Source organism: Sulfitobacter sp. M368 (genome assembly GCF_025141875.1).
In the GTDB taxonomy this organism is placed as follows: domain Bacteria; phylum Pseudomonadota; class Alphaproteobacteria; order Rhodobacterales; family Rhodobacteraceae; genus Sulfitobacter; species Sulfitobacter mediterraneus_A.
Genome location: NZ_CP081113.1, coordinates 552,632 through 575,873, shown reverse-complemented (window position 1 = coordinate 575,873; position 23,242 = coordinate 552,632). Strand labels below are relative to the sequence as shown.

The following is a 23,242-nucleotide window of genomic DNA, read 5'->3' as shown; positions in this document are numbered from 1 at the left end:
GGCTTATCCTTTCATCCGTGCTGTGACTGCGGCGGTGACGGTCTTGGCATCTGCCTTACCACCCATCGCAGCGACGATTTCCTTTGCGGTGTCTTTTGCCACAACCTTCACGTTCTCCAGCGCGGAGGCGCGGATCTCGCTGATGGCTTTGGCCGATTCCGCTGACTTCGCAGCAATCTCGGCATCCGCCTTGGAAATGGCGACATCAAGGTCCGCCTGAATTTCTGCTTTGGCGTCTGCTACGATCCGCTGCGCCTCGGCGCGGGCATCGAGCAAAGCCTTGTCGTAGGCAGCTTCGGCCTCAATGGCCTTGGCCTTGAGATCTTCGGCTGCGGCGATGTCATTGGTGATCGTACCCTGACGTTCGGCCAGAACCGCGCCAATACGTGGCAGGGCCACGCGGGACAGGATCAGATAGGTCGCGATCAGCGCAAGGACGAGCCAAAAGATCTGGTTGCCCCAGGTGGAGAAATCCAGCTGTGGCATGCCCGGACCCGCGGCTGCGGCGTCGGCTGCGCTATGTGTTTCAGTTGCCATCTTGGCTTCTCCTTGGAAACTTGGCCGTTACAGTCGGGCAGACATATATCACGCCTGCCCGCTCGTAAGGATGTCGTTACCTAAGAGTTAAACAGCGAACATCAGCAGCAGAGCGACGAGGAACGAGAAGATCCCCAGGGCTTCTGCGAACGCGATGCCGATGAACAGTGTTGCTGTCTGGGAAGCAGCAGCGGATGGGTTGCGCAGTGCGCCAGCCAGGTAGTTGCCTGCAACGTTGCCAACCCCGATTGCGGCTGCGCCGGAACCGATTGCTGCCAGACCTGCGCCGATGTGTGCGAGTTCGCCTTCCATGTGAATTCTCCTTACGATTGGAAGTTGAGTATTTGGACGGGTGTATAGATCGCCCGAATTAGTGAGACGGATGCAATGCGTCTTTCAGATACACGCATGTCAGAATGGTAAATACGTAGGCCTGGATAAAGGACACCAGCACCTCAAGCCCGTACATGGCTGTGATGGCCACAACCGAAACCGGGCTGATCACCGTGATCGCGGCAAAGCCTGCGAACACTTTGATCACCGCGTGGCCCGCCATAACGTTGCCCGCCAAACGAATGGAGTGGCTGACCGGACGCACGAAATAAGAGATCAGTTCGATGATCGCCAGAACCGGACGGAGCGGAAGCGGTGCCGAAGACACCCAGAACAGCCCCAGGAAGGCCGCGCCGTTTTTGACAAAGCCCAGCACGGTCACGGTCAGGAATACCGCCAGTGCCAGCACCACCGTGACCGCAAAATGCGACGTCGGGGTAAAGGATGTCGGGATCAGGCCGAGGAAGTTGGCACAGACAATGAACATGAACAGCGTCATGATATAGGGGAAGTATTTCACCCCCTCCTTGCCACAGATGTCTTCGACCATTTTATAGACAAAACCGTAGGCCAGCTCCGCAACCGACTGCATCCGCGAGGGGATCATCGCCCGTTTGGAGCTGCCCAGAACCAGCAGCGCAAAGGTTGCAACAACGGCCAGCGCCATCCAGACGGTGGCATTGGTCACGGTGAACATGCCGATCGCGCCATCGCCAAACGCTGGTTCGATTTTAAACTGGTCCATCGGGTGAAAGACCAGACCGCCTTCTTCCGCACCGGGTGTCTCTGTCGCCATTTCAGGCTCCTTCGTTCTTGCCGCCACTTAGGGCGATTTGTTCTCGGCCTCTTCGGCCATTTTCTTGTCCTGGATCTCTTGCGCAGATCGGAGCATCGTCTTCACTCCCGCCGCAAGGCCCAGCATTACAAACAGCACCATAAAGATGGGCAGGGTGCCAAACAGCAGGTCCAACCCGTATCCGATGCCGAAACCGATCCCTAGACCGGCCACCAGTTCAATCACCATCCGCCACGCCAAGTTGGCCTGAGAATAATGTTCATCCGCGCGGGGCTTGGGCGCAGAACGCTGTTTTGCTGCGTCGATCTTGGCCTCAAGCTGCTCAAGTTGCCGCTGTTGGTCCGGGTCAGCCACGCCGATATCCCCACTGGATGCTTGAGGCCTGTGCTAATGGTGGGGCGGCTCAGAGTCAACATGCGTGACAATTGGCGCAACACATTGATTTACATATCATTTTTAAACCACCCATCAGCCATTCTGCTGTAAGCTTTGGGCATTTGCGTAAATACCGGCGCTTTGCGGTTATTCAACCAAATGGTTTAGGATGGCGATCGGCCGCTGCGCCACTGCGCACTTTGCGCCATCAACCACTCGCGAAAGATCCGCACAGGTTTGCGGCGCAACACCCCTTCGGTGCGGATCAAATGATAACCGCCCTCGCGGAACCCGATGTCCGACACCCTAACCAATCGGCCCGCCGCAACCTCGCCCGCGACCACCTCGGCAGAGACAAGCAACACACCCTGCCCGGCAATCGCCGCCTCGACCGCCAGGACCGATGACATGCGCCAGGTAAGCTGCGGCACATCTTGCAGCGCCACGCCGCCGGCCTTTTCAAACCAGACGCCCCATGTGCCATTGGTCCGGTCGCGCAGCAGTGGATAGTTGAGCAAATCGGCAGGCGTAGACAGCGGCAGATCAACCACCCCTGGCGCGGCAAAGGGATATAGCGGCGCGTCACTAATTAATTCGGCCCCCGGATAGGCTCCGCCCGGATGCACAAAACGGATCGCGAGATCGGCTTCGTACCGAGCCACATCCGCCAGATGGCGCGAAGCCTCAAGCCGAACATCAATCTCTGGGTAGGCCTGGGAAAAATCCCCCAACCGCGGCACCAGCCATTTGGTCGCAAACAGCGGCTCACTGTTGATGGTCACGGTGCCTTTGGGCCGCTCTGATAAACCTTCTGTCGCATCGGCAATCGCATCCAAGGCCGGCGACACCTGCGCCAGATAGGCCGCGCCGTCGGGTGACAGGGCCAGCCCGCGCGGCAGATCGCGAAACAATTGCACATTCAGCCGGTCCTCCAGCCCGCGCACATGGCGGCTGATGGCGGAATGGCTGACGCCCAACTCCTCCGCTGCGCGGGAAAAGCTTTGATGCCGCCCCGCAGCTTCAAACGCGCGCAGGGCATTCAGAGGGGGAAGTTTTCGGGCCATGAAATATGTGACTTTTCCAGACATATGTTGTCAAGCAATTGTCTTTGATACGTCCCGCGCCAAGGCTCATATTCAGAGTGTAGTCACAAAGAATTGGCCCATCTCATGACCGTTACACCACCTACCGCCGTTTCTTGCGGGGATTGCGCACGTTCAGAAAACGCACATCTTGGCAAGATAATCCAATGGCTCGCTCGAAAGTGGCGATACCGCAAGCATCCGCATGTTCGGGATATATCCATCAGGCAAGCCTGTGATATTGGCCTTTCCACATCTGAACATTCTCGGCTGACCCACCGCTGGCCGTCCGAAACCACCCATCACCCGCGCGGCTGAAACGCTTTGCTCTGACCTGCGCCGCGATGTAGATACCAAGGATGAGCAATCAGCTGGATCAGGTATTTGCCGCCCTCGCGGACCCGACGCGCCGCGCTATTCTGGCGATGTTGCTGGAGGACGACATGGCGGTGACCGATGTGGCAGACCCGTTCGAGATGTCGCTGGCAGCGATTTCCAAACATCTGGGGGTGCTGACAGCGGCAGGCCTGATCTCTCAGGAGAAACGCGGGCGGGTGAAATGGTGCAAGATCGAGCCGGACGCCTTGCGCGATGCCAGCATCTGGATGCAGGGGTTTGGGCAGTTTGAACCGGTCAACCTTGAGGCGTTTGAACGGTTCTTGGCAGTTGAGCTGCCCGAAATAGAAGAGGCTGACGATCCGGTCGGACCATCAGCCTGATTTTGTAGGGGTCAAAGGACGAACTGCACAATCGCAAGAACAATCACAACAAGTCCGACAAGATAAATAATATTTCGCATGGCGAGGCCTTTCATATTTTGCACGACTTAACGCCTGAACCCGCAAAAGGTTCCCTCACCCGGCCTTTGGTGCCGCGCTGTCATCCCGCAGGAGCATCAGCAGCGCCAAAATGGTCAGTGCCACACCGCCCAACGTCAAGGCCGAGGGCACCCCGTTGCCCAGCGCGATTTCCCACACGATCACCCATGTCGGCGTCAGATAGGTATAGGCCATCACCTTGGCCGACGGCAGGCGCAGGGTGGCAAATTGCAAAAGCAGCGCAGTCGCGGCGGTGGCAATGACCACGATATAGGCCAGTGTCACCCAAACCATTCCCGGCAAGACGGCCCATTCGGTGACTGCCAGATCAGGCGCGGCATAGATCAGCAGCACGATGGAGCCCGCTACCAGCATCCCGAAAGTGAAGCTATAAATGCTTTCGCCCCGGTTCAGACGCCGCACCATGGGTGTGTAGATTGCATGAGATACGCAACCGATGAAGTAAATCACCTCGCCCCGCCCGACATCAAAGCCAAGAAGGGCAGACAGGTCCGCCCGAAAAATCACCCAAAGCGCCCCGGCGGCTCCGATGGCCAGCGCTGCCGCCATCCGCCCTGTCATCACCTGACGCAGCAGGAACCAGGCAAAGATCGCGGACATGACCGGCACCAGAGTAAACACAGACGCCGCACTGACCGGTGGCGCGGTCTTGAGCCCCTCAAACATCATCACAAAATAGAACGCGAACAACCCGCCCAGGATCAGATACCGCCAGGGTGCCGCAAAATCACCCGCACGAAACCCGCCACGCATATGGGTGATCAAACCCACAAGCGCTGCGCCAAGGCAGAACCGCAAGGCGGTGATTGCAGACGGCGCAATGTCATTGGCAACCATCGCGCCCAAGGAAAACGACCCCGCAACAAGGGCGGAAAACGCTAGCATGGCCAGATGCCCCTGTGCGCCAGGGCTCACCAGCCCTCCTCTTTGACTTCATCCTTGATAAACGACAGCAACGCCTGCACCTTGAACGTGCGATGCAGGTCCACATGGGTCACAAGCCACAGAGGCGAAGACCACACGTCCCGCGCGGCATGGACTTCGACCAGATCGGGGTGTTTCTGCGCTTCGGTCACGGGCATAAAACCGATGCCTGCCCCAGCCAGAATCGCCGATTCCACAGCGCCCGCATCGGTACAGCGGAAGGTCACAGAGGCATCCGGAACATTATCGCGCATCCAGACATAGCAAGGTGCACGGCTTTCGCGGTTTTCCGGCCCGACGAAGCGGTGTTTGGTATAGTCCTCTGAACCGCCCGGTACCCCATGCGCCTCAACGTAGGATGTGCTGGCATAGGCCGCCATTTGTAGCTGCACCAAGGGCTGCACCACGTTGTCCGGTTGTTCCGGCGCAGCGCCAGCGCGCACCGCAACATGGGCCTCTCCGTATTCCAGCCGAAACAACCGCTCTCCGGTCACATATCGCACGACAACGGCTGGATGCATCTTTTGAAACCGCGCCAACATCGGCGCCATATATCCGGCCAGTGACACCAGCGATGTCACCACAAGATCCCCCGCCACATCAGATCCACGCCCCTTGATCCGGCCAGACAACTGGCTGAACTGATCGTCAGCCGACTGCGCCACCCTCAACAGGTCTTCACCCGCCTCCGTTGGTGTATAGCCACGCGCATGACGTTGGAAAAGCTTTGCGCCCAACCGCTGCTCCAGCGCATCGATGTGCCGGATGACAGTGGCATGATGCACACCCAGCACCTCGGCCGCGCCGCTGACCGTGCCCATCCGGGCGACCTGAAAGGCGGTCCTGATCTCGTCCCAATTGTCCATGCCCTGCAAAATGCCGGATGTTCCGGTCGGGGCAAGGGTAAAATCACTTGGCGCGGGAAAATGCGATGGCATACTGCAACGATGAAGATCACCCGCAACACACCCGAACAGCTTATCGTGGAAAATAATCCGCTTTGGCTGGCAATCTTTATCTCTGTCTTTTCGCTGGTCTTTGTCGGCATCGGCCTTGTCACCATCCGGACCGAACCGGGCACCGGCATCGCTTTCCTTTTAGGCGGGCTGGTTATGGGCGGCGGTTTTACGACAGCCTTTATCAGGCGCACCCAACTGATCCTCGACCGCCCCCGCAATCTGGTGGAACTGCGGCGCAAGTCGCTGCTTGGGTATCACCGGCGGAGCTGGGATTTGCACGACCTCGACCGGGCCTTTGTCGAAACCTCACAATCTGGCGACACCAACACCTACCGTGCAGCCCTGCATTTCAGCGGCGGCATGGATGCAGGCACCCATCCGATCACTCTGGTCTATTCCAGTGGCGGTGGCGCCCGCCGCGCCGAAGCGGCGATCAACGATTGGCTCGCTGCCCTTGACTCAGCGCCCCCTGCGGCGTAAATCGCCCCCAATTCCCGGAAGCATTGCCTTCCGGTCCCGGCCTATTGTCGGGATCGCCCCCCGTCAGCGCGTTGCGCCCACGGGGGCATTTGTGCATTCACGCTGGCGTTCCTAAGTTAGGAACATCCCGCAACCGACCGACGAAAGGGCCTGTGCCCATGTTTGAAAATCTCAGCGAACGCCTCTCCGGTGTCTTTGACCGCCTGACCAAACAGGGCGCTCTGTCCGAGGACGACGTCAAAACCGCCCTGCGCGAGGTGCGCGTGGCCCTGCTTGAGGCGGACGTGTCGCTGCCGGTTGCACGCGACTTTGTCAAAGCAGTGCAGGAACAAGCCACCGGTCAGGCCGTCACCAAATCCATCACCCCCGGTCAGCAGGTTGTCAAAATTGTCCACGACGCCCTGATCGACGTGCTGCAAGGCGAAGGCGAGCCCGGCGCGCTCAAGGTCGACAACCCGCCCGCACCGATCCTGATGGTCGGCCTGCAGGGCGGCGGTAAAACCACAACCACCGCCAAGCTCGCCAAACGCCTGAAGGAAAGAGACGGTAAACGGGTGCTGATGGCCTCGCTCGACGTGAACCGCCCTGCCGCGATGGAACAGCTGGCGATCCTCGGCAACCAGATCGGCGTGGATACCCTGCCCATCGTCAAGGGCGAAGATCCCGTTGCGATCGCAAAACGCGCCAAGACCCAGGCCGGCCTCGGCGGCTATGATGTCTATATGCTCGACACCGCCGGGCGCCTGTCCATCGACGAAGAGCTGATGCAACAGGTCAAAGCGGTGCGCGATGTCGCCACCCCGCGCGAGACCCTGCTGGTGGTCGATGGCCTGACGGGCCAGGACGCCGTGCACACGGCTGAGAATTTCGACGAGCGCATCGGCATCACCGGCGTGGTCCTGACACGGATGGACGGCGACGGACGCGGTGGTGCAGCCCTGTCCATGCGGGCCGTCACCGGCAAGCCGATCAAATTTGTCGGCTTGGGCGAGAAGCTGGACGCGCTGGAAACCTTTGAGCCGGAACGTGTGGCGGGCCGAATCCTCGGTATGGGCGACATTGTCGCGCTGGTCGAAAAGGCCCAGGAGACCATCGAGGCCGAACAGGCCGAGAAGATGATGCGCCGCATGACCAAGGGCCAGTTCAACATGAACGACCTGAAAATGCAGCTTGAACAAATGATCAAGATGGGCGGCATGCAAGGCATGATGGGCATGATGCCCGGCATGGGCAAAATGGCCAAACAGGTCGAAGACGCGGGCCTCGATGACAAGATCCTCAAACAGCAGATCGCGTTGATCCAGTCGATGACCAAGAAAGAACGCGCCAACCCGCAGCTTTTGCAGGCCTCCCGCAAGAAACGCATCGCCAAAGGCGCGGGTATGGAGGTTTCCGACCTCAACAAGCTGATGAAAATGCACCGCCAGATGTCCGACATGATGAAAAAGATGGGCAAAATGGGCAAAGGCGGCATGCTGAAACAAGCCATGAAAGGCATGTTCGGCAAGGGCGGCATGGACCCGGCCGCCATGGCACAGGGCATGGACCCCAAGGCACTGGAAGCGGCCGCCAAACAAATGGGCGGCAAACTGCCCGGAGGCATGGGTGGCGGTATGGGCCTGCCCTCTGGCCTGTCCGGGTTTGGCAAAAAGAAATGATCACCTGTTCGCTGACATATGAAATTGACCCGGCCAAGGTGGACGATTTTGAAACCTACGCAAGGGCGTGGATCAAGATCGTGAACCGCATGGGCGGCACACATCACGGCTATTGGCTGCCCCATGAGGGCGCCAATGACCTCGCCTATTGCCACTTTTCATTTGCCAGCCTCGCCGCCTACGAAGACTACCGCACACGCATGGCAGAAGACGCCGAATGCCAGGCCGCCTATGCTTTCGCGGAACGCACCCAGTGCATCCACCGCTATGACCGCAGCTTCACCCGACCCGTGCTTGAAGGCCGCGCTCTGGAAAGCAACCAGCCATGACACAAGCCCCAATCCTCACCGGCGACACCATCCGCCTGCGGCCACACCACCTGTCCGATATGGAGGCCTTCTGGACGTTCTACCAATCGCCCCGCGCCGCCCTGATGGATGTGCCGAACAACAAGACACACCTGTGGTACGGCTTCGCCTCCGAAGTCGGCAGTTGGGCTTTGAACGGGATGGGGGGCTGGGCCATTGAAACCCTGGACGGCGATCTCGCCGGTCAGGTGGCCCTGACCCACCCCCCGCATTTTGCCGAAACAGAACTTGGCTGGATGGTCTTTGACGGCTTCGAAGGGCGCGGTATCGCAGGCGAAGCGGCCAGGCTCGCCCTGGGTTATGCCCGCAGCACACTCAAACCGGCAAGCCTTGTCAGCTACATCCACAAGGACAACACACGGTCCATCGCACTGGCCCAGCGGCTCGGGGCACAGCTTGACCCTACGGCCATCCCACATGACGAGACCGATGTGGTCTACCGCCATGAGGTGTCCCAATGACCCGTATTTTCAAAGGTGATTCTGCCCAGGGTCAAGGATCGCGCAGCGACCAATCTTTGATTGGCCTGTCCTTGACGCTGGGCGGAATCGCCACCCACCCTCGCACAGGTGCCTTGAGCGCAGACCTGCGGCTCAAGCACCTCAGCGCAAAACGGGCCACTGCCCTATCAACGGCCGCCGCGCCGATGACGCGGGCTCAGGATGCAACAGGCACCCATAATCTCATCGCGCGTCAGCGCGGCAATGGGATCACGTCCAATGACCGGAGGGACTTCGCATGACCGATCCAGTAACCCGCGCCGCCGAGGTGCTCAAAGGTCACCGCGCCTCCATCGACCGGCTCGACGCGATCCTCGTCTTTACCCTGGGCGAGCGCTTCAAACACACACAGGCTGTGGGGAAACTCAAAGCCGAACACGACCTTCCCCCGTCCGATCCAAACCGCGAAGCGGATCAGATCGCACGGCTCGAAGATTTGGCGAAAGAGGCCGACCTCGATCCCGAATTCGCCAAGAAGTTTCTCAACTTCATCATCGCTGAAGTCATTCAGCACCACAAAAAGCACCAATCGTAAGCCGGGGTTCACCCCGGCAACAAACCCAAAAGGACTACACACCATGGCTATGAAAATTCGTCTCGCCCGCGGCGGCTCCAAAAAGCGCCCCTTCTACCGTATCGTTGCAGCGGACAGCCGCATGCCACGCGATGGCCGTTTCATCGAAAAGCTGGGCACATATAACCCGCTGCTGCCGAAAGACAGCGAAGAGCGCGTGAAAATGGACATTGAAAAGATCCAGGACTGGATCTCCAAAGGCGCCCAGCCAACAGAGCGCGTTGCACGTATGCTCGAAGCGGCTGGCGTGAAAGAAAAAGTTGCGCGCAACAACCCCAAGAAGGGCACACCGGGCAAGAAAGCCCAGGAACGTGTAGAAGAGAAAGCCGCCAAAGCCGCAGCAGCAGCCGAAGCCGCCGCAGCCCCGGCCGAAGAGGCATCTGCTGACGAAGCCGCAGCAGAATAAGCAAGGCCAGCGCCCGGCATGGAACAGTTTTGTGATGATTTCCGTGCCGGGCTGCACGATCTGATGCGTTGGCGGCGCGATGTGCGCCACTTTCGCACGGACCCGGTGGATGAGGCCTTGGTGCAAACCTGCTTGGACACCTTTAATCTTGCCCCCTCCGTGGGCCTGTCAGAGCCTTGGCGCATCCTGCGCGTGGCATCAGACACAGCGCGGCAAGCCGCGCTTGAGAATTTCAAAACCGCAAATGAAACGGCCCTTGCTGGCTATGACGGGGATCAGGCGGCGCTTTATGCCTCTCTCAAACTGTCGGGCATGCAGGATGCGCCCGTGCAACTGGCGATCTTTTGCGATGACACCACAACCAAGGGCAGCGGCCTTGGTGCCGCTTCAATGCCGGAAATGCGCCGGTATTCGGTGGTTGGCGCCGTCACCCAGATGTGGCTTGCCGCCCGCGCCTACGGATTGGGCGTTGGCTGGGTCTCCGTGCTTGACCCGGGTCGCCTGAGCCGTGATCTTAAGGCCAAGGAAGAGTGGCATCTGGTGGCTTATCTTTGCCTTGGCTGGCCAAAGGAAGAGACCCTGACGCCCGAACTGGAAACCAAAGGCTGGGAACATCGCGCCCGGCACCTGATTATCGAGACACGCTGATATGTTGCGCCTGATCTTCTTGCTGTTTGCCGCCGCCATCGGCTTTGGTCTTGGCATCAAATATGATCGCATGCAGATGGCCGCTGAATGCGCCAATGGCGAGGGCGAATGGACCGGCACGATCTGCGTCAACTCGGAGCTTTTGCAATGACAATCCTACGCGCTTGGGGACGGCAGGTGCTGCTTTCGTTTGTTGTGCTCGCCGCCGTTTTTGCGTCCGGCTTCCTCGCAGGATCATCTGCCAGCGTCGCTGCGATGCAAGACGAGTGTTTGTTGGCTGATGGTAAATGGTCCCAGGGATTCTGCGTAATTGTGGAGATGTCGAAATGACCGACAGAATTTGTGTAGGGGCCATTGCCGGCGCTTATGGCGTCAAGGGCGAGCTGCGCATCAAGAGCTTTTGCGCCACCCCTGAAGACATCGAAAACTACACCCCGCTGTGGTCCGAGGACGGCAGCCGCCAGTTTGCCCTGGCCATCCTGCGCCCCATCAAGAACGGGTTTTCCGCCCGCATCGCCGATGTCGCCACCAAGGAAGAGGCCGACGCCCTGCGCGGCGTGAACCTTTTTGCCGACCGCAATCAGATGCCGTCCCTGCCTGATGATGAATTCTATCATGCCGATCTGATTGACCTTGAGGTCTACGACACCGGCGGCGTGCTGCTGGGCCGTGTAAAAACTGTTCAGAACCACGGGGCCGACGACCTTCTGGAACTGCAGTTGGCAGGCACCTCCGCAACGACCTTTCTGCCCTTCACCAAGGCGGCTGTCCCCACCGTGGATCTCACTGCGGGTCGCATCGTCGCTGATCCGCCTTTGGGCATACTGCCGGAAACGGACAAGGACTGATGCCGCGCCGGATCATCCTGCATGCAGGGTTTCACAAGACCGGCACGACCACCCTTCAAGCCACCCTGCGCGGGAACCGGGCCGCGCTGAAAAAACACATCGCGCTGCGTCTGCGCTGGCATCTCAAGGATTTGCTGTCTGCCACGCGCGGCTATTCGACATGGCGCGATCCCCTGACCATGCTCAAGGTGCAAGACCGTTTTGAGGCGATGCTGAACGAGCTGCCCGGCATGCCGCGCCGCAGTTTGATTATCTCTTCCGAGGAGCTTTGCGGCCATCTGCCCGGTCGCGGCGACCTGATGGATTATTCCGCTGCGCCCGTGCTGCTTTATGCCTTCTGGGACAGCGCCCGCCAGCGGTTCCCCAAAGCCGATATACTGATCTATCTGACCACGCGCGCGCCGGGTGCCTGGCTGCGCTCGGCCTGGGCCGAACATGTCAAATCGTCCGGAATGACCCTGGATTACCCCGCGTTTGAGACCAAATATGCCGCCGCCGCAAAGCTGGAAGAGATGGTGCAGGAAATCGCCAGCCGCGTGCCCGCGCCGGTGCATCATGCCGCGCTGGAAGACTGTGCCGATCTGCCCCTTGGAACCGCCGATCCCTTGCTGGATCTATGTGACATCCCGCTTGCCCTGCGCGGCACTCTTCACGCGCCGCCCCCCGCCAACACACGATTGGAGGATGACATCCTGCGGCAGATGTTGCAGATCAACCGCACCCATGACGGGGCCGAGGCCCGCAATGCCGCCAAGGCGGCACTACTGAACAAGGTGCAGGACAAATGAAACCGACACGGTCCCATGGCCGCCAATCCATTCGCGCCACTCTGCAACCGCGCGAGCTGATGCAGGACAAACCGGATTACTCGGATGTCTGGCAGGCGCGGATCGTGACGTTGTTTCCCGACCTCTTTCCCGGTGTGCTGGGGGCCAGCCTGACGGGTAAGGCCCTGCAGGACGGTTTATGGCAATTGCACACCCATGATCTGCGCCAGTTCGGGATTGGCAAGCACCGCAATGTCGATGACACCCCTGCGGGCGGTGGTGCAGGCATGGTCATGCGCGCTGATGTCGTCGGCCCCGCAATAGAAGCGGCGCAGGCCCACGCCCATGGCCGCTGGCCCATCCTTTACATGTCCCCGCGCGGCCGCCGCTTTGATCAGGCGATGGCCCGTGATCTGGCGGGCTGTGCCGGTGTGACCATGCTGTGCGGGCGGTTTGAGGGCGTCGATGAACGGGTCATCGAACACTATGGCATCACCGAGGTCTCGCTTGGGGATTTTGTGATGACAGGCGGCGAACTGGCCGCCCAAGCCATGATCGACGCTACCGTGCGCCTGCTACCGGGTGTGTTGGGCAATGCCGAAAGCACGGTCGAGGAAAGCCATTCCAACGGTTTGCTTGAGCATCCACAATATACCCGCCCGGCCATTTGGAAGGACCGTGAAATCCCGCCAGTGTTGATGTCGGGCAATCACAAGGAAATCGCGAAATGGCGCCGTGCACAATCGCTGTCTCTCACGCGGTCGCGGCGGCCAGATCTGGTCAGGGATGAGGATGGCGATACCTGATCGCCACCCTCGATGGCCATTAGGCCGTTTCTGAATTGGCCTTCACATAGGCATAGATCTCATCTTTCAGCGCCATGCGTTCTTTGCGCATGTCGACCATGTGATCATCACTTGTCGGCTCCACATTTGTTTCGGCACGGTGCAGGGCGCGGTTCAGCGTGTGATAGGCATCGCTCAGCTTTTCGAAATGGCTGTCGGATTGGCGCAGGGCCGCCATCTGATCCACCAGTTCGGGGAACTCTTCGGTCAGTTCATGTGGTGTGTGAGACATAGGTGATCTTCCTTCTGTTGGGTTTATGTACGTTTCCGGCTCTTCGGATGCAGCGAAGAAGCCAGGATATGGTCGCTGTCGCGCAGCAGGGCTTCGGCCTGATGAAAGATCAGCGGATCGGGTGCGGTGGCGACAGAATGGTCCTTGTCTGGATAATCGAGCTGCGACAGGAAGTGCCGCATACAGGTCAGCCGGGCGCGTTTCTTGTCATTGGATCTGATCACGGTCCAAGGCGCATCCGCCGTATCTGTGTAGAAAAACATCGCTTCCTTGGCCTCGGTATAATCGTCCCACTTGTCCAGGCTGGCGCGGTCGATCGGGGAAAGTTTCCACCGCTTGAGCGGATCGGTTTCCCGCGAGGCAAAGCGGCGCTTTTGCTCTTCTTGCGTGACCGAGAACCAATATTTGAACAGCTTGATCCCGGACCGGACCAACATCCGTTCGAATTCCGGCGTCTGGCGCATGAATTCGAGGTATTCCGCCGGAGCGCAAAAATCCATCACCCGCTCTACACCGGCGCGGTTGTACCAGGACCGGTCATACAGAACGATCTCGCCCGCCGTGGGCAGATGTTTGACATAGCGTTGAAAGAACCATTGCCCGCGCTCTTCGTCGGTGGGTTTGTTCAGGGCCACAACACGGGCGGCGCGTGGGTTGAGGTGTTCGGTGAACCGCTTGATCGTGCCGCCCTTGCCCGCCGCATCACGGCCTTCAAACAACAGCACAAACTTCTGGCCGGTCTCCTGCACCCAATGCTGCACCTTCAACAACTCGACCTGAAGCGCGGATTTCTCAGCCTCGTATGTCTTGCGGTCCAGCTTGGTCTGATAGGGGTATTCACCTTGTTCAAATCCAACAATTGCCGCGCTGCGGTCTGAATGTTCCATCGCCTCTGTCTGCTGTGTTTCAGCCGCCATGCTGTCCCCTTCCAATGCCTGGTTTTCTCTTGCGGCCCTACCTAGCCACAGCCGCACGGCCATTGCCTTGACGTGGATCAAGCAAAGCGGCAAAGCTGTGGAACCCGGATCAAATCCAGACGGGTTTTCCCCCCTTGATCCCTGCTAACTTCCCCCCTATACCCCGCCCATCCGGAATCGCTTGTCGCGTCTCCGGTGCTTTGCGTTACGTGCAGGGCAAACAAGGAATGACGATGCTACCTCCGGCGGGCCGCTACGGCGCAGTCCCGATAGACCCCGAAGCTCTTGGATCGCGCAATAACTTCGTGGAACACCACGAGCATCATAGGAGAAGCGTCAGATGAACCTGATCGCAGAGATTGAGGCGGAACAAATCGCCGAACTTGGCAAGGAAATCCCAGATTTCCGCGCGGGCGACACCATCCGCGTTGGCTTTAAAGTCACCGAAGGCACCCGCACCCGTGTGCAGAACTACGAAGGCGTCTGCATCGCCCGTAACAACGGTCACGGCATTGCCGGGTCTTTCACAGTTCGCAAAATCAGCTTCGGCGAAGGTGTTGAGCGCGTATTCCCGCTGCACTCCACCAACATCGACAGCATCACAGTGGTCCGCCGTGGCCGTGTGCGTCGCGCCAAACTGTACTACTTGCGCTCACGTCGTGGTAAATCCGCGCGTATCGTTGAGAATTCCAACTACAAGCCGAAGAAAGCGTAAGGGGGCCGGACCAATGAAAGCCGATACACATCCCGAATACCACATGATCAACGTCAAGATGACTGACGGTACGATCGTACAGATGAAATCCACATGGGGCAAAGAAGGCGATCAACTGTCGCTGGACATCGACCCATCCGTGCACCCAGCATGGACAGGCGGCACATCCCGCCTCATGGACACCGGTGGCCGCGTGTCCAAGTTCAAGAACAAATACGCAGGTCTCAGCCTGTAAGTCACTTGACGACGTTTATTGCGAAAAGGCGCGGACCACGGTCCGCGCCTCAGATTACTGACAAACCCCGTCATTTTGGCGGGGTTTTGTTTATGTGTTTAGGGGTTTGCTCTGTCTCAGGTGCTTTGTGGTGTTCCACGCGATACAGCCATTGCGATTTTCTTGATGTTCTGGGCGGTGGCTGCCAGGAGGCATTGGGTCTGGACTTTGGCTCGGGATCGGAAGCGGGCGTAGCGGTGGCCGAAGAGTTGTTTGGCGTCCGCAAAGGAGCGCTCGACGGTTTCTTTTCGTCGTTTGTAGAGCGCCTTGCCCCAGTCGGTCAGGCGGTGGGCATCTGTGCGTTCGCGGGCGTCGGCCCAGACATGGCGGGTGACGGTTTTCTGGGCCTTGGCGTTGGTGGTACAGGAGGCCAGCAGTGGACAGTCGCGGCACTGTGACGGGTCAGATTTGTAGTGACGGTAGCCGCTGCGGTCGGTCGTGGCGTAAGGGATCACCTGACCTTCGGGGCAGCGATAGGCGTCCACTGCCGCATCATACCGGAAGGCGCGTTTGGGCAGCATCCCTTTAGGACGCGACGGGCGCAGGTACCCCGTAACACCGAGGATACCGCGATCCTCCAGCCCCCTGGCAATCGGCGCGCTGGCATAGCCTGCATCCAGGCCCACCGCCTGCACGTCAAATCCGAACCGCGCCCGCTGACGGTCCAACCGCCCCAGATAGGGGATGCTGTCATGCACGTTGGCGGCCGTCACATGGGTGTCGGTGATGATGGCGTAGCGCCCGTCCACTGTACGGTGATCAAGGTAAAAGAACCCTTTAGGTTTGCCGTCACGCACCATGTAACCTGCGTCCGGGTCGGTGCGGCTGACCTTGGTTTCCTTCACCGGCGGCTGGCGATCCTTCGGCTTGAGGGGATTTTTGCCATGCGCGGCACGGTCGGCAGTGATGGCCGCATCCAAATCATCCCAATAGGCGGCGCGGGATTTGGCGACCATGTCCTTGTCATAGCGGCCCTTGTTGGCATTGGCCTTCAGATGCGTGCTGTCTGTATAGAGCACCTCACCGCCCACAAGCCCGCGCCCAATGGCCTGCTCCACAATATGATCAAAGATGCGCTGTGCGATATTCGTCCCGTCGAACCGGCGGCGGCGGTTCTGGCTGAAGGTGCTGGCGTCAAAAACGCTGTCCGTTAGCCGCAGCCCGATGAACCAACGATAAGCCACGTTCACCTCGATCTCCCGCATCAGCTGCCGTTCCGAGCGGATGCCGAACAAGTATCCGACAAACAGCGCCTTGAAGAGCATCTCAGGCGCAATCGGCGGGCGACCATTGTCGGGGCAATAAAGGTCCTCGGTCATCTCCCGGATGAACCCGAAGTCAATCGCAGAACTCACCTTGCGCAAAAGATGATCGCTCGGCACCAATTGCTCCAACGTAACCATCTCAAGTTCGGTCTGCTGTGGGGAAGGCTTTCTCAACATACCCCATTGAATCAAAAGTCCCCGCTCATGGCGAGGACTTTGTCAGCAGTCTGAGGCGCGGACCACGGTCCGCGCCTTTTTTGTTGCGCGATGTGATATGGGCATTAGTTGCCCGCCATCTCGCCTTGCAAAAAGGCCTCTGGGCTGTCGACCTCTTCCAGCTTCTTTCCGTTGATCCACCAAAACCTGTTGCCCACATTGCGCAGAAAGCTCCGGTCGTGACTGACCAAAAGGCAAGACGCGCCATGAGCGATCAATTCCTCCTCAAGCGCCTCCTGCCCCTCGATATCCAGATGGTTGGTTGGTTCATCCAAAAGATAAAAGTTCGGGTTTCTCAGCCGCAGCACCAGCATCGCCAGACGTGCCTTTTGCCCGCCGGACAATGCGCCAATCTTGGTATCCTGCATCTGGATGTTCACACCGGCCCCCGCCAGCAACCCCCTCGCCCGCTGATCACCCACGTCGAACTGACCCGCCACTGTTGTCATGGGTGTGGCGGCATCGTCCAACTGGCTGAGATGTTGATCCGAATAGGCAGGCACCACCGAGGGCGCGGACTTGACCGCGCCGCCCTCATGCCCCTCAAGCGCGCGCTGCACCATCTCGATCAACTGGGTCTTGCCCGTGCCATTGGCCCCAAGCAAAACCACACGGTCCCCTTTCGAGATCCACTTTTGCCCGGTCCGGTACAAAAGCCGGCCGTCGGGTGTGGTCACATCCGCCTCGTCAAAGGTGATCAAGGCTTTGGCATGGGTACCGCTGTTGCCCAGCTTGATCTCGCCTGCGCTGCGTTCCCTATGTGCCGGTTTCGCGGCCGCTTCCATCTTGGCGGCGCGTTCATTCAACTGCTTGGTCTTGGTGATCAACAGATCAGAGCCAGAATTGACGCCGATGTTCTTGAGCTTGGCCGCCTGTTTGCGCAACTGCTGCGCCTTGTTCAGATCATTGGCAAACCGGCGCTCGTCGGCCGCGTCGGCCTCTTCCAGCGCGGCCCGCGCCGGTGTGAAAGGCAGATCGAAAGCCCGCGATCTTTCCGCCCTCAGAAACAGCGTGCGATTGGTAGTGGCATCCAGAAACGCCCGGTCATGCGATGTGATCAATACCGGCAGTTCCCTCGGCAATGCCGCAATCCAGCCCTGCAATAACCCGATCCGGTGCAGATCAAGGTGGTTGGTCGGCTCATCCAGCATCAACATGTCCGGCTCATTGATCCAGGCCGCCGCCAGCAGCGCCGTGCGCTGCCAGCCGCCGCTGAGTGTGTTCAGGGGCTGATGTTGCAAGTCATACGGCACTGCCAGCTCATCCAGCGCCACGTCCACGCGCCAGCTTTCGTATTCGGCCTGTTCCGTCGGGAGGGCGTCGAGCACCAGATCATAAAGCGTCAGCTCTTGTGCCGCCTCGGGCACATATTGCTGCACGTGGCCGATGCGCAACCCGCGCGCGCGGGTCACATCACCAGTGGTCTGGTCCAACGTGCCGGCAAGGCAGCTCATCAATGTGGATTTGCCGCGCCCGTTCGCGGCCACCAAACCGATGCGGTCGCCTTTGGAAATGGTCAGGTTCAGGTCGGTAAAAAGCGGGTCACCAAGGGTTACGCCCAAGGCATTTACATTCAACAGTGTCATTTTGGTCTCAAGTCATATCAAAACGGGCCGCAAAGCGGCTTGAGGCAGACCAATGGGCAATTGTTCCCTGATCAGCCCTGCAAACGGATTTACAGGGCGGTGCGGGGACCATGCTGAAGACGGCGGATGATACGCATATTCAGCTGTTGCCCTCCTGTTGTTGAAATAGACCGTTGCATCAGACTAGGAAAAGCCTGCCACAATGGCAACCATGGATCACAGTGGGAAATCCGCCTTAACGATCAGCCCACTTTCGCGCCAATCAAAGGCCATATCGCCGCCGGTGCTGGTGGTGAGGGTCTTGATGATGCGCGATCCGCTTTGCCGGGCTGGCACAACCACGGGCGGACCGTTGGTTTCCTCCCAATGAAAGGCAATGCTGCGCCCCTCTTCGCGGTCCTGCACAACCCATCGCAATTCAACCCGCCCTTCAGCCACACTGAGCGCGCCGTGTTTGACGGAATTGGTTGCCAACTCATGCAGGCCAAGCGTGATGGGCGAGATCAGCCCCGCAGGCAGTGCCACGGCAGGCCCGGAAAGAGTGAGCTGCACCAAACCGCCCGGCGCATAGGGGGCCAGAATGGTCCGCGCCAGCGCTTCAAATTCTGTTCCCTCATCCGTATTGGGCCGGATCGTGTTGAAATGCACATCGCTCAGCGCCGTCAGACGCTCGCCGATCTTGGTGGCCAACGCCGCGGTGTCATTTTCCTCACGCCCCGTCATGCGCACAATCACATTCATCACGTTCACAATATTGCGCAACCGGTGCAGCAGCTCATCATCGGCAAGCTGGCGTGCCTGTTTCTCCATCTCTCGTTTGGCGGTCACATCCAGTTGCGAGCCAAAATAATACATCAGCGCCCCGTCATCATCGAGGATCGGACCGATCTGCAATGCATTCACAAATGAGGTGCCATCCTTGCGGTAGTTCAGGATCTCGACCGTATCCACCTCGGCGCTTGCAATCACCTTGCGGATCGCCGCAACGCTTTCTTCCGTTGTGCCCGGCCCCTGCAACATCCGGCAGTTCTGGCCGATGACCTCTTCCTCAACGTAACCTGTCAACTCACAAAACGCCGCATTGGCAAACACAATCGGATTATCCGGCAATGTCGGATCCGTAATACAGAGGGGAATTTGCGCGTGCCGCACGGTCTCTGCAATCGCACGGTCATTGCGCAGCGCCCATGCGCCTTCCCTGCCGTTTCTGTCCAACGTCACTCTCCGGTAAAAATTTCGCACCAAGGCCGTCTTGCGCATCCGATCCTGGCACATCATAGAGATGCAGACCGTCCGGAGACGCGGCCCCTAGCGTTAAACATAAGGTCTGAAATCACAATTTGCCAAGCCCAAGCATCGGTGACGCAGAGGGAAGCTTGGCCAATCCTAACACTTTCAAATTCAGGCAACCCAACATATAGTGGTGCCCAACAAGATCCTGTGAGTAGCAGGCATGAAGAGGGACAGCAGAATGGCGCATATCATTGTCGTCGGTAACGAAAAAGGCGGCGCGGGCAAATCCACCGTATCCATGCATGTGGCGACCGCCCTTGCCCGGATGGGGCACCGCATCAGCGGCTTGGATCTGGACCTGCGCCAACGCACATTCGGCCGCTATATCGAAAACCGTCGTGCCTATATCGAGGACTCGGGTCTGGATCTGGCCTGCCCTGCCCTGTGTGATTTGCCCGAAGTGGCACAAGAAAGCCTGCGTCCTGGCGAGAACATGTATGATCACCGGCTCAGCGCTGCGGTGGCGCAGATGGAAGCTGACAACGATTTTATCCTGATTGATTGCCCCGGCTCCCACACCCGGCTCAGCCAAGTGGCGCATTCTCTGGCCGATACGTTGATCACGCCCCTGAACGACAGCTTTATCGACTTTGACCTGCTGGCCCACACCGATGCCAGCGGCGAAAAGATCACCGGACCGTCCGTCTACTCCGAAATGGTCTGGAACGCGCGGCAGTTACGGGCACAGGCTGGCCTGTCCGCGATTGACTGGGTTGTGGTGCGCAACCGCATGGGCGCACAGCGCATGGTCAACAAGGAAAAGATGGAACGCGCGATTGAGAATCTTAGCAAGCGCATCGGGTTCCGCATCGCACCGGGCTTTAACGAGCGGGTGATCTTCCGAGAGCTGTTCCCACGTGGCCTGACTTTGCTGGACCTCAAGGACATTGGCGTCAAACAGCTCAATATCTCAAATATCGCGGCCCGTCAGGAATTGCGCGATCTGGTCAAGGCGCTGAACCTGCCGGATGTGACCGTCGATTTCTGATCCCGCTACCGGCGTTGCCGGAGCAGCACCACCAGATTGGACAGAAACAGCGCACCAATCACAATCGCGCCGCCAATCAGCGCATAGGGGCCGGGATATTCCCGGATCACACCCCATGCCAAAAGCGGCGCAAGCACGGATTCCAACAAAACCAGCAACCCCACCTCTGCCGAGGTGATATAGCGTGGCCCAATCGCCAGAAGCACGGAACTGATCAGAATCACCCCCGCATGGGCCAACACCAGCGGCCATGCACCGCTTGGCATGTCAAAGGGCGCGGCCCATGGCAGGATCAACAGCGCCGCCATGACATAGCCCATCGCCACCCCTGCCACCATGGATGTGCCCTTGGCCGCCCGCGCCGCCGTCAACGCCGCTGCAAACAGGGCCGAAAGGCAGAGCGCCAACAGATCTCCGGCAATATGCGCATTTTCGGTCTCGCCTGAGCCATAGGCGATCACCGCCAGTCCCGGCACCACCGCGGCAATGGTCAACAGCGTGCGCTGGCTAAACGGCTCGGACAAAAAAATCCGGCTGAACACCGCGGCAAACACCGGCAGCGACGCGATGATAAAGACAACATTGGCGACTGATGTCAGGCTGACCGCGATCACAAACAGAACACCGCTTGCCCCCACGCCAACCATATAGATCCACCCGTAGAGGCCCGTCTCCAGAACTGCCCCAAACGGCGCTGTGCCACGGCGCAGCAACAACCAGATCCCGGTGCCGCCGCCCGCCAGCAGAACGCGCCAGAAGGCAATTGTCAGAGGGTCGGCAGGGATCAACCGCACAAAAAGCGAATCCGGCACCACAAACAGGACACCGAAAAGGGTTATCAAAAGGCCTTTGGTTTGATCACTCATGCGCCATCGGTGACGGTTTTGGGGCGTTAAGTAAAGCGGCCCGGATCAACCTGAGACAGTTTCATCAACGCCTTGCGCAGCACCTTGCCTTCCTGCGGTGTCAACTCAGACAGCAGTTTTTGCTCGTACTGGCGCGCCGTTTCGCGCAGATCCCTATACGCCGCCTCGCCCTGAGCGGTCAGGGCAAGATGCTCCACCCGCCGGTCCGTCTTGTCCTTTGTTCGCGTCAGAAACCGGCGCTCGGCAAGGCGCTGCACAGCGCGGCTGATCTTGGTCTTATGAAGCCGGGCCCGGTTGCCGATCTCGCTTGCGGTCATGCTGCCATAAAGGCCGAGGTGAAACAAAACCCGCCATTCCGTTCGCAACATGCCATAACGGTCTTTGTAGATACGCTGAAACGCGAGGGAACTGACCTCTGCAGACTGGTTCAGCAGGTAAGGAAGGAACTCTTCCAGTTCAAAATTGTCGTCAGACATGCGCCACACCGCTTGTTAGTTACAAAAACAACTATTACATCCGCAACAAACTCGCAATAGGGGAACCTCATGAACCGTCAGACAAGTCCCAGCGGCATGATCCGCGCCGCATCGCCCGCCGGCCCGCACGAAGGCTATATGCCCGGCTTTGGCAACGATTTTGAAACGGAGGCCCTGCCCGGTGCCTTGCCGCAGGGCATGAACAGCCCGCAAAAGTGTAACTATGGTCTTTATGGTGAACAGCTGACCGGCACCGCCTTCACCGCGCCCAGCCACCAGAACGAGCGCACATGGTGCTACCGCATCCGCCCCTCGGTGAAACATTCCCACCGCTATGAACGCATCGACCTGCCCTATTGGAAATCGGCGCCGCACATCCCCGAAGATGTGACATCGCTTGGCCAATACCGCTGGGATCCCGTACCACATTCAGAGGAAAAGCTGACATGGCTCACGGGCATGCGCACCATGACCTCAGCCGGTGATGTGAACACGCAGGTCGGCATGGCCACGCATATCTATCTGGTCACCGAAAGCATGGTGGACAGCTATTTCTACTCCGCCGACAGCGAATTGCTGGTGGTGCCCCAGGAAGGCCGCCTGCGGTTCTGCACCGAGCTGGGGATCATTGATCTGGAACCCAAGGAAATTGCGATCCTGCCGCGCGGGCTGCTGTACCGCGTCGAGGTGCTTGAAGGGCCGGCACGCGGCTTTGTCTGCGAAAACTACGGGCAAAAGTTCGAATTGCCGGGCCGCGGCCCCATCGGGGCCAACTGCATGGCCAACCGCCGTGATTTCAAAACCCCCGTGGCCGCCTACGAAGACCGCGATGCCCCCTCCACAGTGACGATCAAATGGTGTGGCCAGTTCCACGAAACCAAGATCGGCCATTCGCCGCTGGATGTGGTGGCCTGGCACGGCAATTACTGTCCGGTGAAATATGACCTGCGCACCTATTGCCCGGTCGGCGCGATCCTCTTTGATCACCCCGATCCCTCGATCTTTACCGTGCTGACCGCCCCTTCGGGCCAGCCCGGCACCGCGAACATCGACTTTGTCCTGTTCCGCGAACGCTGGATGGTGGCCGAAGATACCTTCCGCCCGCCCTGGTATCACAAGAACATCATGTCCGAGCTGATGGGCAACATCTATGGACAGTATGACGCCAAGCCGCAGGGCTTTGTTCCCGGAGGCATCAGCCTGCACAACATGATGCTACCGCACGGGCCGGACAAGAACGCCTTTGAGGGGGCGTCTAACGCCGATCTTCAGGCGGAAAAGCTGGACAACACCATGTCCTTCATGTTCGAGACCCGCTTCCCGCAGCATCTGACGGAATTCGCCGCCAAAGAGGCACCGCTGCAGGACGATTACATCGACTGCTGGGAAGACATTGAAAAGAAATTTGATGGCACACCGGGCCAGAAATGACGCCGCAAAATGACGGGTTGTGGTGGGGATAATCCCCACCCTAC

The 23,242-nt window shown here is 59.2% G+C and carries 31 protein-coding genes; 17 read left to right on the top strand and 14 right to left on the bottom strand.

Features of this window, described 5'->3' with window-relative positions:
- Positions 1 to 3: 3 nt before the first annotated feature.
- From K3754_RS02885 to K3754_RS02865, 5 genes are all read right to left on the bottom strand, one after another.
- On the bottom strand, positions 4 to 537 hold the full coding sequence (locus tag K3754_RS02885; RefSeq protein ID WP_203209122.1) for a F0F1 ATP synthase subunit B': 534 nt from the start codon (positions 535 to 537) through the stop codon (positions 4 to 6).
- An 87-nt stretch (positions 538 to 624) separates the two neighbouring features.
- The gene (locus K3754_RS02880; RefSeq protein ID WP_025046967.1) at positions 625 to 849 is read right to left on the bottom strand and encodes a F0F1 ATP synthase subunit C; all 225 of its coding nucleotides are present in this window, start codon (positions 847 to 849) and stop codon (positions 625 to 627) included.
- Positions 850 to 907: 58 nt separating this feature from the next.
- The gene (locus tag K3754_RS02875; RefSeq protein ID WP_259940817.1) at positions 908 to 1,666 is read right to left on the bottom strand and encodes a F0F1 ATP synthase subunit A; all 759 of its coding nucleotides are present in this window, start codon (positions 1,664 to 1,666) and stop codon (positions 908 to 910) included.
- Positions 1,667 to 1,693: 27 nt separating this feature from the next.
- On the bottom strand, positions 1,694 to 2,020 hold the full coding sequence (locus K3754_RS02870) for an AtpZ/AtpI family protein (RefSeq protein WP_203209124.1): 327 nt from the start codon (positions 2,018 to 2,020) through the stop codon (positions 1,694 to 1,696).
- 185 nt (positions 2,021 to 2,205) lie between these two features.
- The gene (locus K3754_RS02865) at positions 2,206 to 3,105 is read right to left on the bottom strand and encodes a LysR substrate-binding domain-containing protein (RefSeq protein WP_259940814.1); all 900 of its coding nucleotides are present in this window, start codon (positions 3,103 to 3,105) and stop codon (positions 2,206 to 2,208) included.
- A 377-nt stretch (positions 3,106 to 3,482) separates the two neighbouring features.
- On the opposite strand from K3754_RS02865, the gene K3754_RS02860 reads away from it, so the two are divergent.
- On the top strand, positions 3,483 to 3,842 hold the full coding sequence (locus K3754_RS02860; protein ID WP_259940812.1) for a metalloregulator ArsR/SmtB family transcription factor: 360 nt from the start codon (positions 3,483 to 3,485) through the stop codon (positions 3,840 to 3,842).
- Positions 3,843 to 3,977: 135 nt separating this feature from the next.
- On the opposite strand, the gene K3754_RS02855 is transcribed toward K3754_RS02860, so the two are convergent.
- Positions 3,978 to 4,847 (bottom strand): DMT family transporter, encoded by an 870-nt coding sequence (locus K3754_RS02855; protein ID WP_259943214.1) that lies wholly within the window; start codon positions 4,845 to 4,847, stop codon positions 3,978 to 3,980.
- A 26-nt stretch (positions 4,848 to 4,873) separates the two neighbouring features.
- Positions 4,874 to 5,752 (bottom strand): LysR family transcriptional regulator, encoded by an 879-nt coding sequence (locus K3754_RS02850; protein ID WP_259940810.1) that lies wholly within the window; start codon positions 5,750 to 5,752, stop codon positions 4,874 to 4,876.
- A gap of 81 nt (positions 5,753 to 5,833) precedes the next feature.
- On the opposite strand from K3754_RS02850, the gene K3754_RS02845 reads away from it, so the two are divergent.
- From K3754_RS02845 to trmD, 12 genes are all read left to right on the top strand, one after another.
- Positions 5,834 to 6,325 (top strand): hypothetical protein, encoded by a 492-nt coding sequence (locus tag K3754_RS02845; RefSeq protein ID WP_259940808.1) that lies wholly within the window; start codon positions 5,834 to 5,836, stop codon positions 6,323 to 6,325.
- A 158-nt stretch (positions 6,326 to 6,483) separates the two neighbouring features.
- Entirely contained in the window at positions 6,484 to 7,983 is a 1,500-nt protein-coding gene (ffh, locus tag K3754_RS02840) for a signal recognition particle protein (RefSeq protein ID WP_259940805.1), read from the top strand.
- Positions 7,980 to 8,312, top strand: coding sequence for an NIPSNAP family protein (locus K3754_RS02835; RefSeq protein ID WP_259940801.1), 333 nt, complete (start codon positions 7,980 to 7,982; stop codon positions 8,310 to 8,312). The genes ffh and K3754_RS02835 overlap by 4 nt, the downstream gene beginning before the upstream one ends.
- On the top strand, positions 8,309 to 8,812 hold the full coding sequence (locus K3754_RS02830; protein WP_259940798.1) for a GNAT family N-acetyltransferase: 504 nt from the start codon (positions 8,309 to 8,311) through the stop codon (positions 8,810 to 8,812). The genes K3754_RS02835 and K3754_RS02830 overlap by 4 nt, the downstream gene beginning before the upstream one ends.
- The gene (locus K3754_RS02825) at positions 8,809 to 9,093 is read left to right on the top strand and encodes a hypothetical protein (protein ID WP_259940795.1); all 285 of its coding nucleotides are present in this window, start codon (positions 8,809 to 8,811) and stop codon (positions 9,091 to 9,093) included. Before K3754_RS02830 ends, K3754_RS02825 begins: the two co-directional genes overlap by 4 nt.
- Positions 9,090 to 9,386, top strand: coding sequence for a chorismate mutase (locus tag K3754_RS02820; RefSeq protein ID WP_203209133.1), 297 nt, complete (start codon positions 9,090 to 9,092; stop codon positions 9,384 to 9,386). Before K3754_RS02825 ends, K3754_RS02820 begins: the two co-directional genes overlap by 4 nt.
- 43 nt (positions 9,387 to 9,429) lie before the next feature.
- Complete coding sequence (rpsP, locus tag K3754_RS02815; RefSeq protein ID WP_259940793.1) at positions 9,430 to 9,831, top strand: 30S ribosomal protein S16; 402 nt, start codon at positions 9,430 to 9,432, stop codon at positions 9,829 to 9,831.
- An 18-nt stretch (positions 9,832 to 9,849) separates the two neighbouring features.
- Positions 9,850 to 10,479, top strand: coding sequence for a 5,6-dimethylbenzimidazole synthase (gene bluB, locus K3754_RS02810; RefSeq protein ID WP_259940790.1), 630 nt, complete (start codon positions 9,850 to 9,852; stop codon positions 10,477 to 10,479).
- A 1-nt stretch (position 10,480) separates the two neighbouring features.
- The gene (locus K3754_RS02805; RefSeq protein WP_162933416.1) at positions 10,481 to 10,630 is read left to right on the top strand and encodes a hypothetical protein; all 150 of its coding nucleotides are present in this window, start codon (positions 10,481 to 10,483) and stop codon (positions 10,628 to 10,630) included.
- A 175-nt stretch (positions 10,631 to 10,805) separates the two neighbouring features.
- On the top strand, positions 10,806 to 11,327 hold the full coding sequence (gene rimM / locus K3754_RS02800) for a ribosome maturation factor RimM (RefSeq protein ID WP_203209137.1): 522 nt from the start codon (positions 10,806 to 10,808) through the stop codon (positions 11,325 to 11,327).
- The gene (locus K3754_RS02795) at positions 11,327 to 12,115 is read left to right on the top strand and encodes a hypothetical protein (protein WP_259940782.1); all 789 of its coding nucleotides are present in this window, start codon (positions 11,327 to 11,329) and stop codon (positions 12,113 to 12,115) included. Before rimM ends, K3754_RS02795 begins: the two co-directional genes overlap by 1 nt.
- Positions 12,112 to 12,900 (top strand): tRNA (guanosine(37)-N1)-methyltransferase TrmD, encoded by a 789-nt coding sequence (gene trmD / locus K3754_RS02790; RefSeq protein WP_259940780.1) that lies wholly within the window; start codon positions 12,112 to 12,114, stop codon positions 12,898 to 12,900. The genes K3754_RS02795 and trmD overlap by 4 nt, the downstream gene beginning before the upstream one ends.
- A 19-nt stretch (positions 12,901 to 12,919) precedes the next feature.
- Here trmD and K3754_RS02785 read toward each other — a convergent pair whose 3' ends face one another.
- Positions 12,920 to 13,171 carry a YdcH family protein gene (locus K3754_RS02785; protein ID WP_203209140.1) on the bottom strand — a complete coding sequence of 84 codons (252 nt, stop codon included), beginning with the start codon at positions 13,169 to 13,171 and terminating at the stop codon, positions 12,920 to 12,922.
- Between the two features lie 23 nt (positions 13,172 to 13,194).
- Positions 13,195 to 14,058, bottom strand: coding sequence for a polyphosphate kinase 2 (ppk2, locus tag K3754_RS02780; protein WP_231024241.1), 864 nt, complete (start codon positions 14,056 to 14,058; stop codon positions 13,195 to 13,197).
- A 370-nt stretch (positions 14,059 to 14,428) separates the two neighbouring features.
- On the opposite strand from ppk2, the gene rplS reads away from it, so the two are divergent.
- Both rplS and rpmE read left to right on the top strand, forming a co-directional pair.
- Positions 14,429 to 14,803, top strand: a complete 375-nt coding sequence (rplS, locus tag K3754_RS02775; RefSeq protein WP_203209142.1) for a 50S ribosomal protein L19 — start codon at positions 14,429 to 14,431, stop codon at positions 14,801 to 14,803.
- Between the two features lie 13 nt (positions 14,804 to 14,816).
- Positions 14,817 to 15,038 carry a 50S ribosomal protein L31 gene (gene rpmE, locus K3754_RS02770; protein WP_025046988.1) on the top strand — a complete coding sequence of 74 codons (222 nt, stop codon included), beginning with the start codon at positions 14,817 to 14,819 and terminating at the stop codon, positions 15,036 to 15,038.
- 116 nt (positions 15,039 to 15,154) lie between these two features.
- On the opposite strand, the gene K3754_RS02765 is transcribed toward rpmE, so the two are convergent.
- The 3 genes from K3754_RS02765 to K3754_RS02755 all read right to left on the bottom strand — a co-directional run bounded on the left by K3754_RS02765 (position 15,155) and on the right by K3754_RS02755 (position 19,365).
- The gene (locus K3754_RS02765; RefSeq protein ID WP_259940777.1) at positions 15,155 to 16,519 is read right to left on the bottom strand and encodes an IS1182 family transposase; all 1,365 of its coding nucleotides are present in this window, start codon (positions 16,517 to 16,519) and stop codon (positions 15,155 to 15,157) included.
- A 104-nt stretch (positions 16,520 to 16,623) separates the two neighbouring features.
- Positions 16,624 to 18,144, bottom strand: a complete 1,521-nt coding sequence (locus K3754_RS02760; protein ID WP_259940773.1) for an ABC-F family ATP-binding cassette domain-containing protein — start codon at positions 18,142 to 18,144, stop codon at positions 16,624 to 16,626.
- A 216-nt stretch (positions 18,145 to 18,360) separates the two neighbouring features.
- Positions 18,361 to 19,365 carry a PAS domain-containing protein gene (locus K3754_RS02755; RefSeq protein ID WP_259940771.1) on the bottom strand — a complete coding sequence of 335 codons (1,005 nt, stop codon included), beginning with the start codon at positions 19,363 to 19,365 and terminating at the stop codon, positions 18,361 to 18,363.
- Positions 19,366 to 19,615: 250 nt separating this feature from the next.
- Between K3754_RS02755 and K3754_RS02750 the strand changes: the two genes are divergently transcribed.
- Positions 19,616 to 20,425: a division plane positioning ATPase MipZ gene (locus K3754_RS02750; protein WP_203209145.1), complete on the top strand. Its 810-nt coding sequence runs from the start codon at positions 19,616 to 19,618 to the stop codon at positions 20,423 to 20,425.
- 5 nt (positions 20,426 to 20,430) lie between these two features.
- On the opposite strand, the gene K3754_RS02745 is transcribed toward K3754_RS02750, so the two are convergent.
- Positions 20,431 to 21,291: a DMT family transporter gene (locus K3754_RS02745; protein ID WP_259940768.1), complete on the bottom strand. Its 861-nt coding sequence runs from the start codon at positions 21,289 to 21,291 to the stop codon at positions 20,431 to 20,433.
- Positions 21,292 to 21,317: 26 nt separating this feature from the next.
- Positions 21,318 to 21,767 (bottom strand): MarR family winged helix-turn-helix transcriptional regulator, encoded by a 450-nt coding sequence (locus tag K3754_RS02740; protein WP_259940765.1) that lies wholly within the window; start codon positions 21,765 to 21,767, stop codon positions 21,318 to 21,320.
- Positions 21,768 to 21,836: 69 nt separating this feature from the next.
- Here K3754_RS02740 and hmgA point away from each other — a divergent pair, with 69 nt between their 5' ends.
- Positions 21,837 to 23,198, top strand: coding sequence for a homogentisate 1,2-dioxygenase (gene hmgA, locus K3754_RS02735; RefSeq protein ID WP_259940763.1), 1,362 nt, complete (start codon positions 21,837 to 21,839; stop codon positions 23,196 to 23,198).
- Positions 23,199 to 23,242 lie beyond the last annotated feature (44 nt).

Coding starts and splice junctions, on each gene's coding strand:
- K3754_RS02765 (WP_259940777.1), bottom strand. CDS start 16,519: ATGTTGAGAAAGCCTTCCCCACAGCAGACCGAACTTGAGATGGTTACG.
- rpsP (WP_259940793.1), top strand. CDS start 9,430: ATGGCTATGAAAATTCGTCTCGCCCGCGGCGGCTCCAAAAAGCGCCCC.
- K3754_RS02855 (WP_259943214.1), bottom strand. CDS start 4,847: ATGCTAGCGTTTTCCGCCCTTGTTGCGGGGTCGTTTTCCTTGGGCGCG.
- trmD (WP_259940780.1), top strand. CDS start 12,112: ATGAAACCGACACGGTCCCATGGCCGCCAATCCATTCGCGCCACTCTG.
- K3754_RS02820 (WP_203209133.1), top strand. CDS start 9,090: ATGACCGATCCAGTAACCCGCGCCGCCGAGGTGCTCAAAGGTCACCGC.
- K3754_RS02750 (WP_203209145.1), top strand. CDS start 19,616: ATGGCGCATATCATTGTCGTCGGTAACGAAAAAGGCGGCGCGGGCAAA.
- ppk2 (WP_231024241.1), bottom strand. CDS start 14,058: ATGGAACATTCAGACCGCAGCGCGGCAATTGTTGGATTTGAACAAGGT.
- K3754_RS02795 (WP_259940782.1), top strand. CDS start 11,327: ATGCCGCGCCGGATCATCCTGCATGCAGGGTTTCACAAGACCGGCACG.
- K3754_RS02880 (WP_025046967.1), bottom strand. CDS start 849: ATGGAAGGCGAACTCGCACACATCGGCGCAGGTCTGGCAGCAATCGGT.
- K3754_RS02785 (WP_203209140.1), bottom strand. CDS start 13,171: ATGTCTCACACACCACATGAACTGACCGAAGAGTTCCCCGAACTGGTG.
- K3754_RS02860 (WP_259940812.1), top strand. CDS start 3,483: ATGAGCAATCAGCTGGATCAGGTATTTGCCGCCCTCGCGGACCCGACG.
- bluB (WP_259940790.1), top strand. CDS start 9,850: ATGGAACAGTTTTGTGATGATTTCCGTGCCGGGCTGCACGATCTGATG.
- K3754_RS02835 (WP_259940801.1), top strand. CDS start 7,980: ATGATCACCTGTTCGCTGACATATGAAATTGACCCGGCCAAGGTGGAC.
- K3754_RS02740 (WP_259940765.1), bottom strand. CDS start 21,767: ATGTCTGACGACAATTTTGAACTGGAAGAGTTCCTTCCTTACCTGCTG.
- hmgA (WP_259940763.1), top strand. CDS start 21,837: ATGAACCGTCAGACAAGTCCCAGCGGCATGATCCGCGCCGCATCGCCC.
- K3754_RS02845 (WP_259940808.1), top strand. CDS start 5,834: ATGAAGATCACCCGCAACACACCCGAACAGCTTATCGTGGAAAATAAT.
- K3754_RS02865 (WP_259940814.1), bottom strand. CDS start 3,105: ATGGCCCGAAAACTTCCCCCTCTGAATGCCCTGCGCGCGTTTGAAGCT.
- rplS (WP_203209142.1), top strand. CDS start 14,429: ATGAACCTGATCGCAGAGATTGAGGCGGAACAAATCGCCGAACTTGGC.
- K3754_RS02850 (WP_259940810.1), bottom strand. CDS start 5,752: ATGGACAATTGGGACGAGATCAGGACCGCCTTTCAGGTCGCCCGGATG.
- K3754_RS02885 (WP_203209122.1), bottom strand. CDS start 537: ATGGCAACTGAAACACATAGCGCAGCCGACGCCGCAGCCGCGGGTCCG.
- rpmE (WP_025046988.1), top strand. CDS start 14,817: ATGAAAGCCGATACACATCCCGAATACCACATGATCAACGTCAAGATG.
- ffh (WP_259940805.1), top strand. CDS start 6,484: ATGTTTGAAAATCTCAGCGAACGCCTCTCCGGTGTCTTTGACCGCCTG.
- K3754_RS02805 (WP_162933416.1), top strand. CDS start 10,481: ATGTTGCGCCTGATCTTCTTGCTGTTTGCCGCCGCCATCGGCTTTGGT.
- K3754_RS02830 (WP_259940798.1), top strand. CDS start 8,309: ATGACACAAGCCCCAATCCTCACCGGCGACACCATCCGCCTGCGGCCA.
- K3754_RS02745 (WP_259940768.1), bottom strand. CDS start 21,291: ATGAGTGATCAAACCAAAGGCCTTTTGATAACCCTTTTCGGTGTCCTG.
- K3754_RS02825 (WP_259940795.1), top strand. CDS start 8,809: ATGACCCGTATTTTCAAAGGTGATTCTGCCCAGGGTCAAGGATCGCGC.
- rimM (WP_203209137.1), top strand. CDS start 10,806: ATGACCGACAGAATTTGTGTAGGGGCCATTGCCGGCGCTTATGGCGTC.
- K3754_RS02760 (WP_259940773.1), bottom strand. CDS start 18,144: ATGACACTGTTGAATGTAAATGCCTTGGGCGTAACCCTTGGTGACCCG.
- K3754_RS02875 (WP_259940817.1), bottom strand. CDS start 1,666: ATGGCGACAGAGACACCCGGTGCGGAAGAAGGCGGTCTGGTCTTTCAC.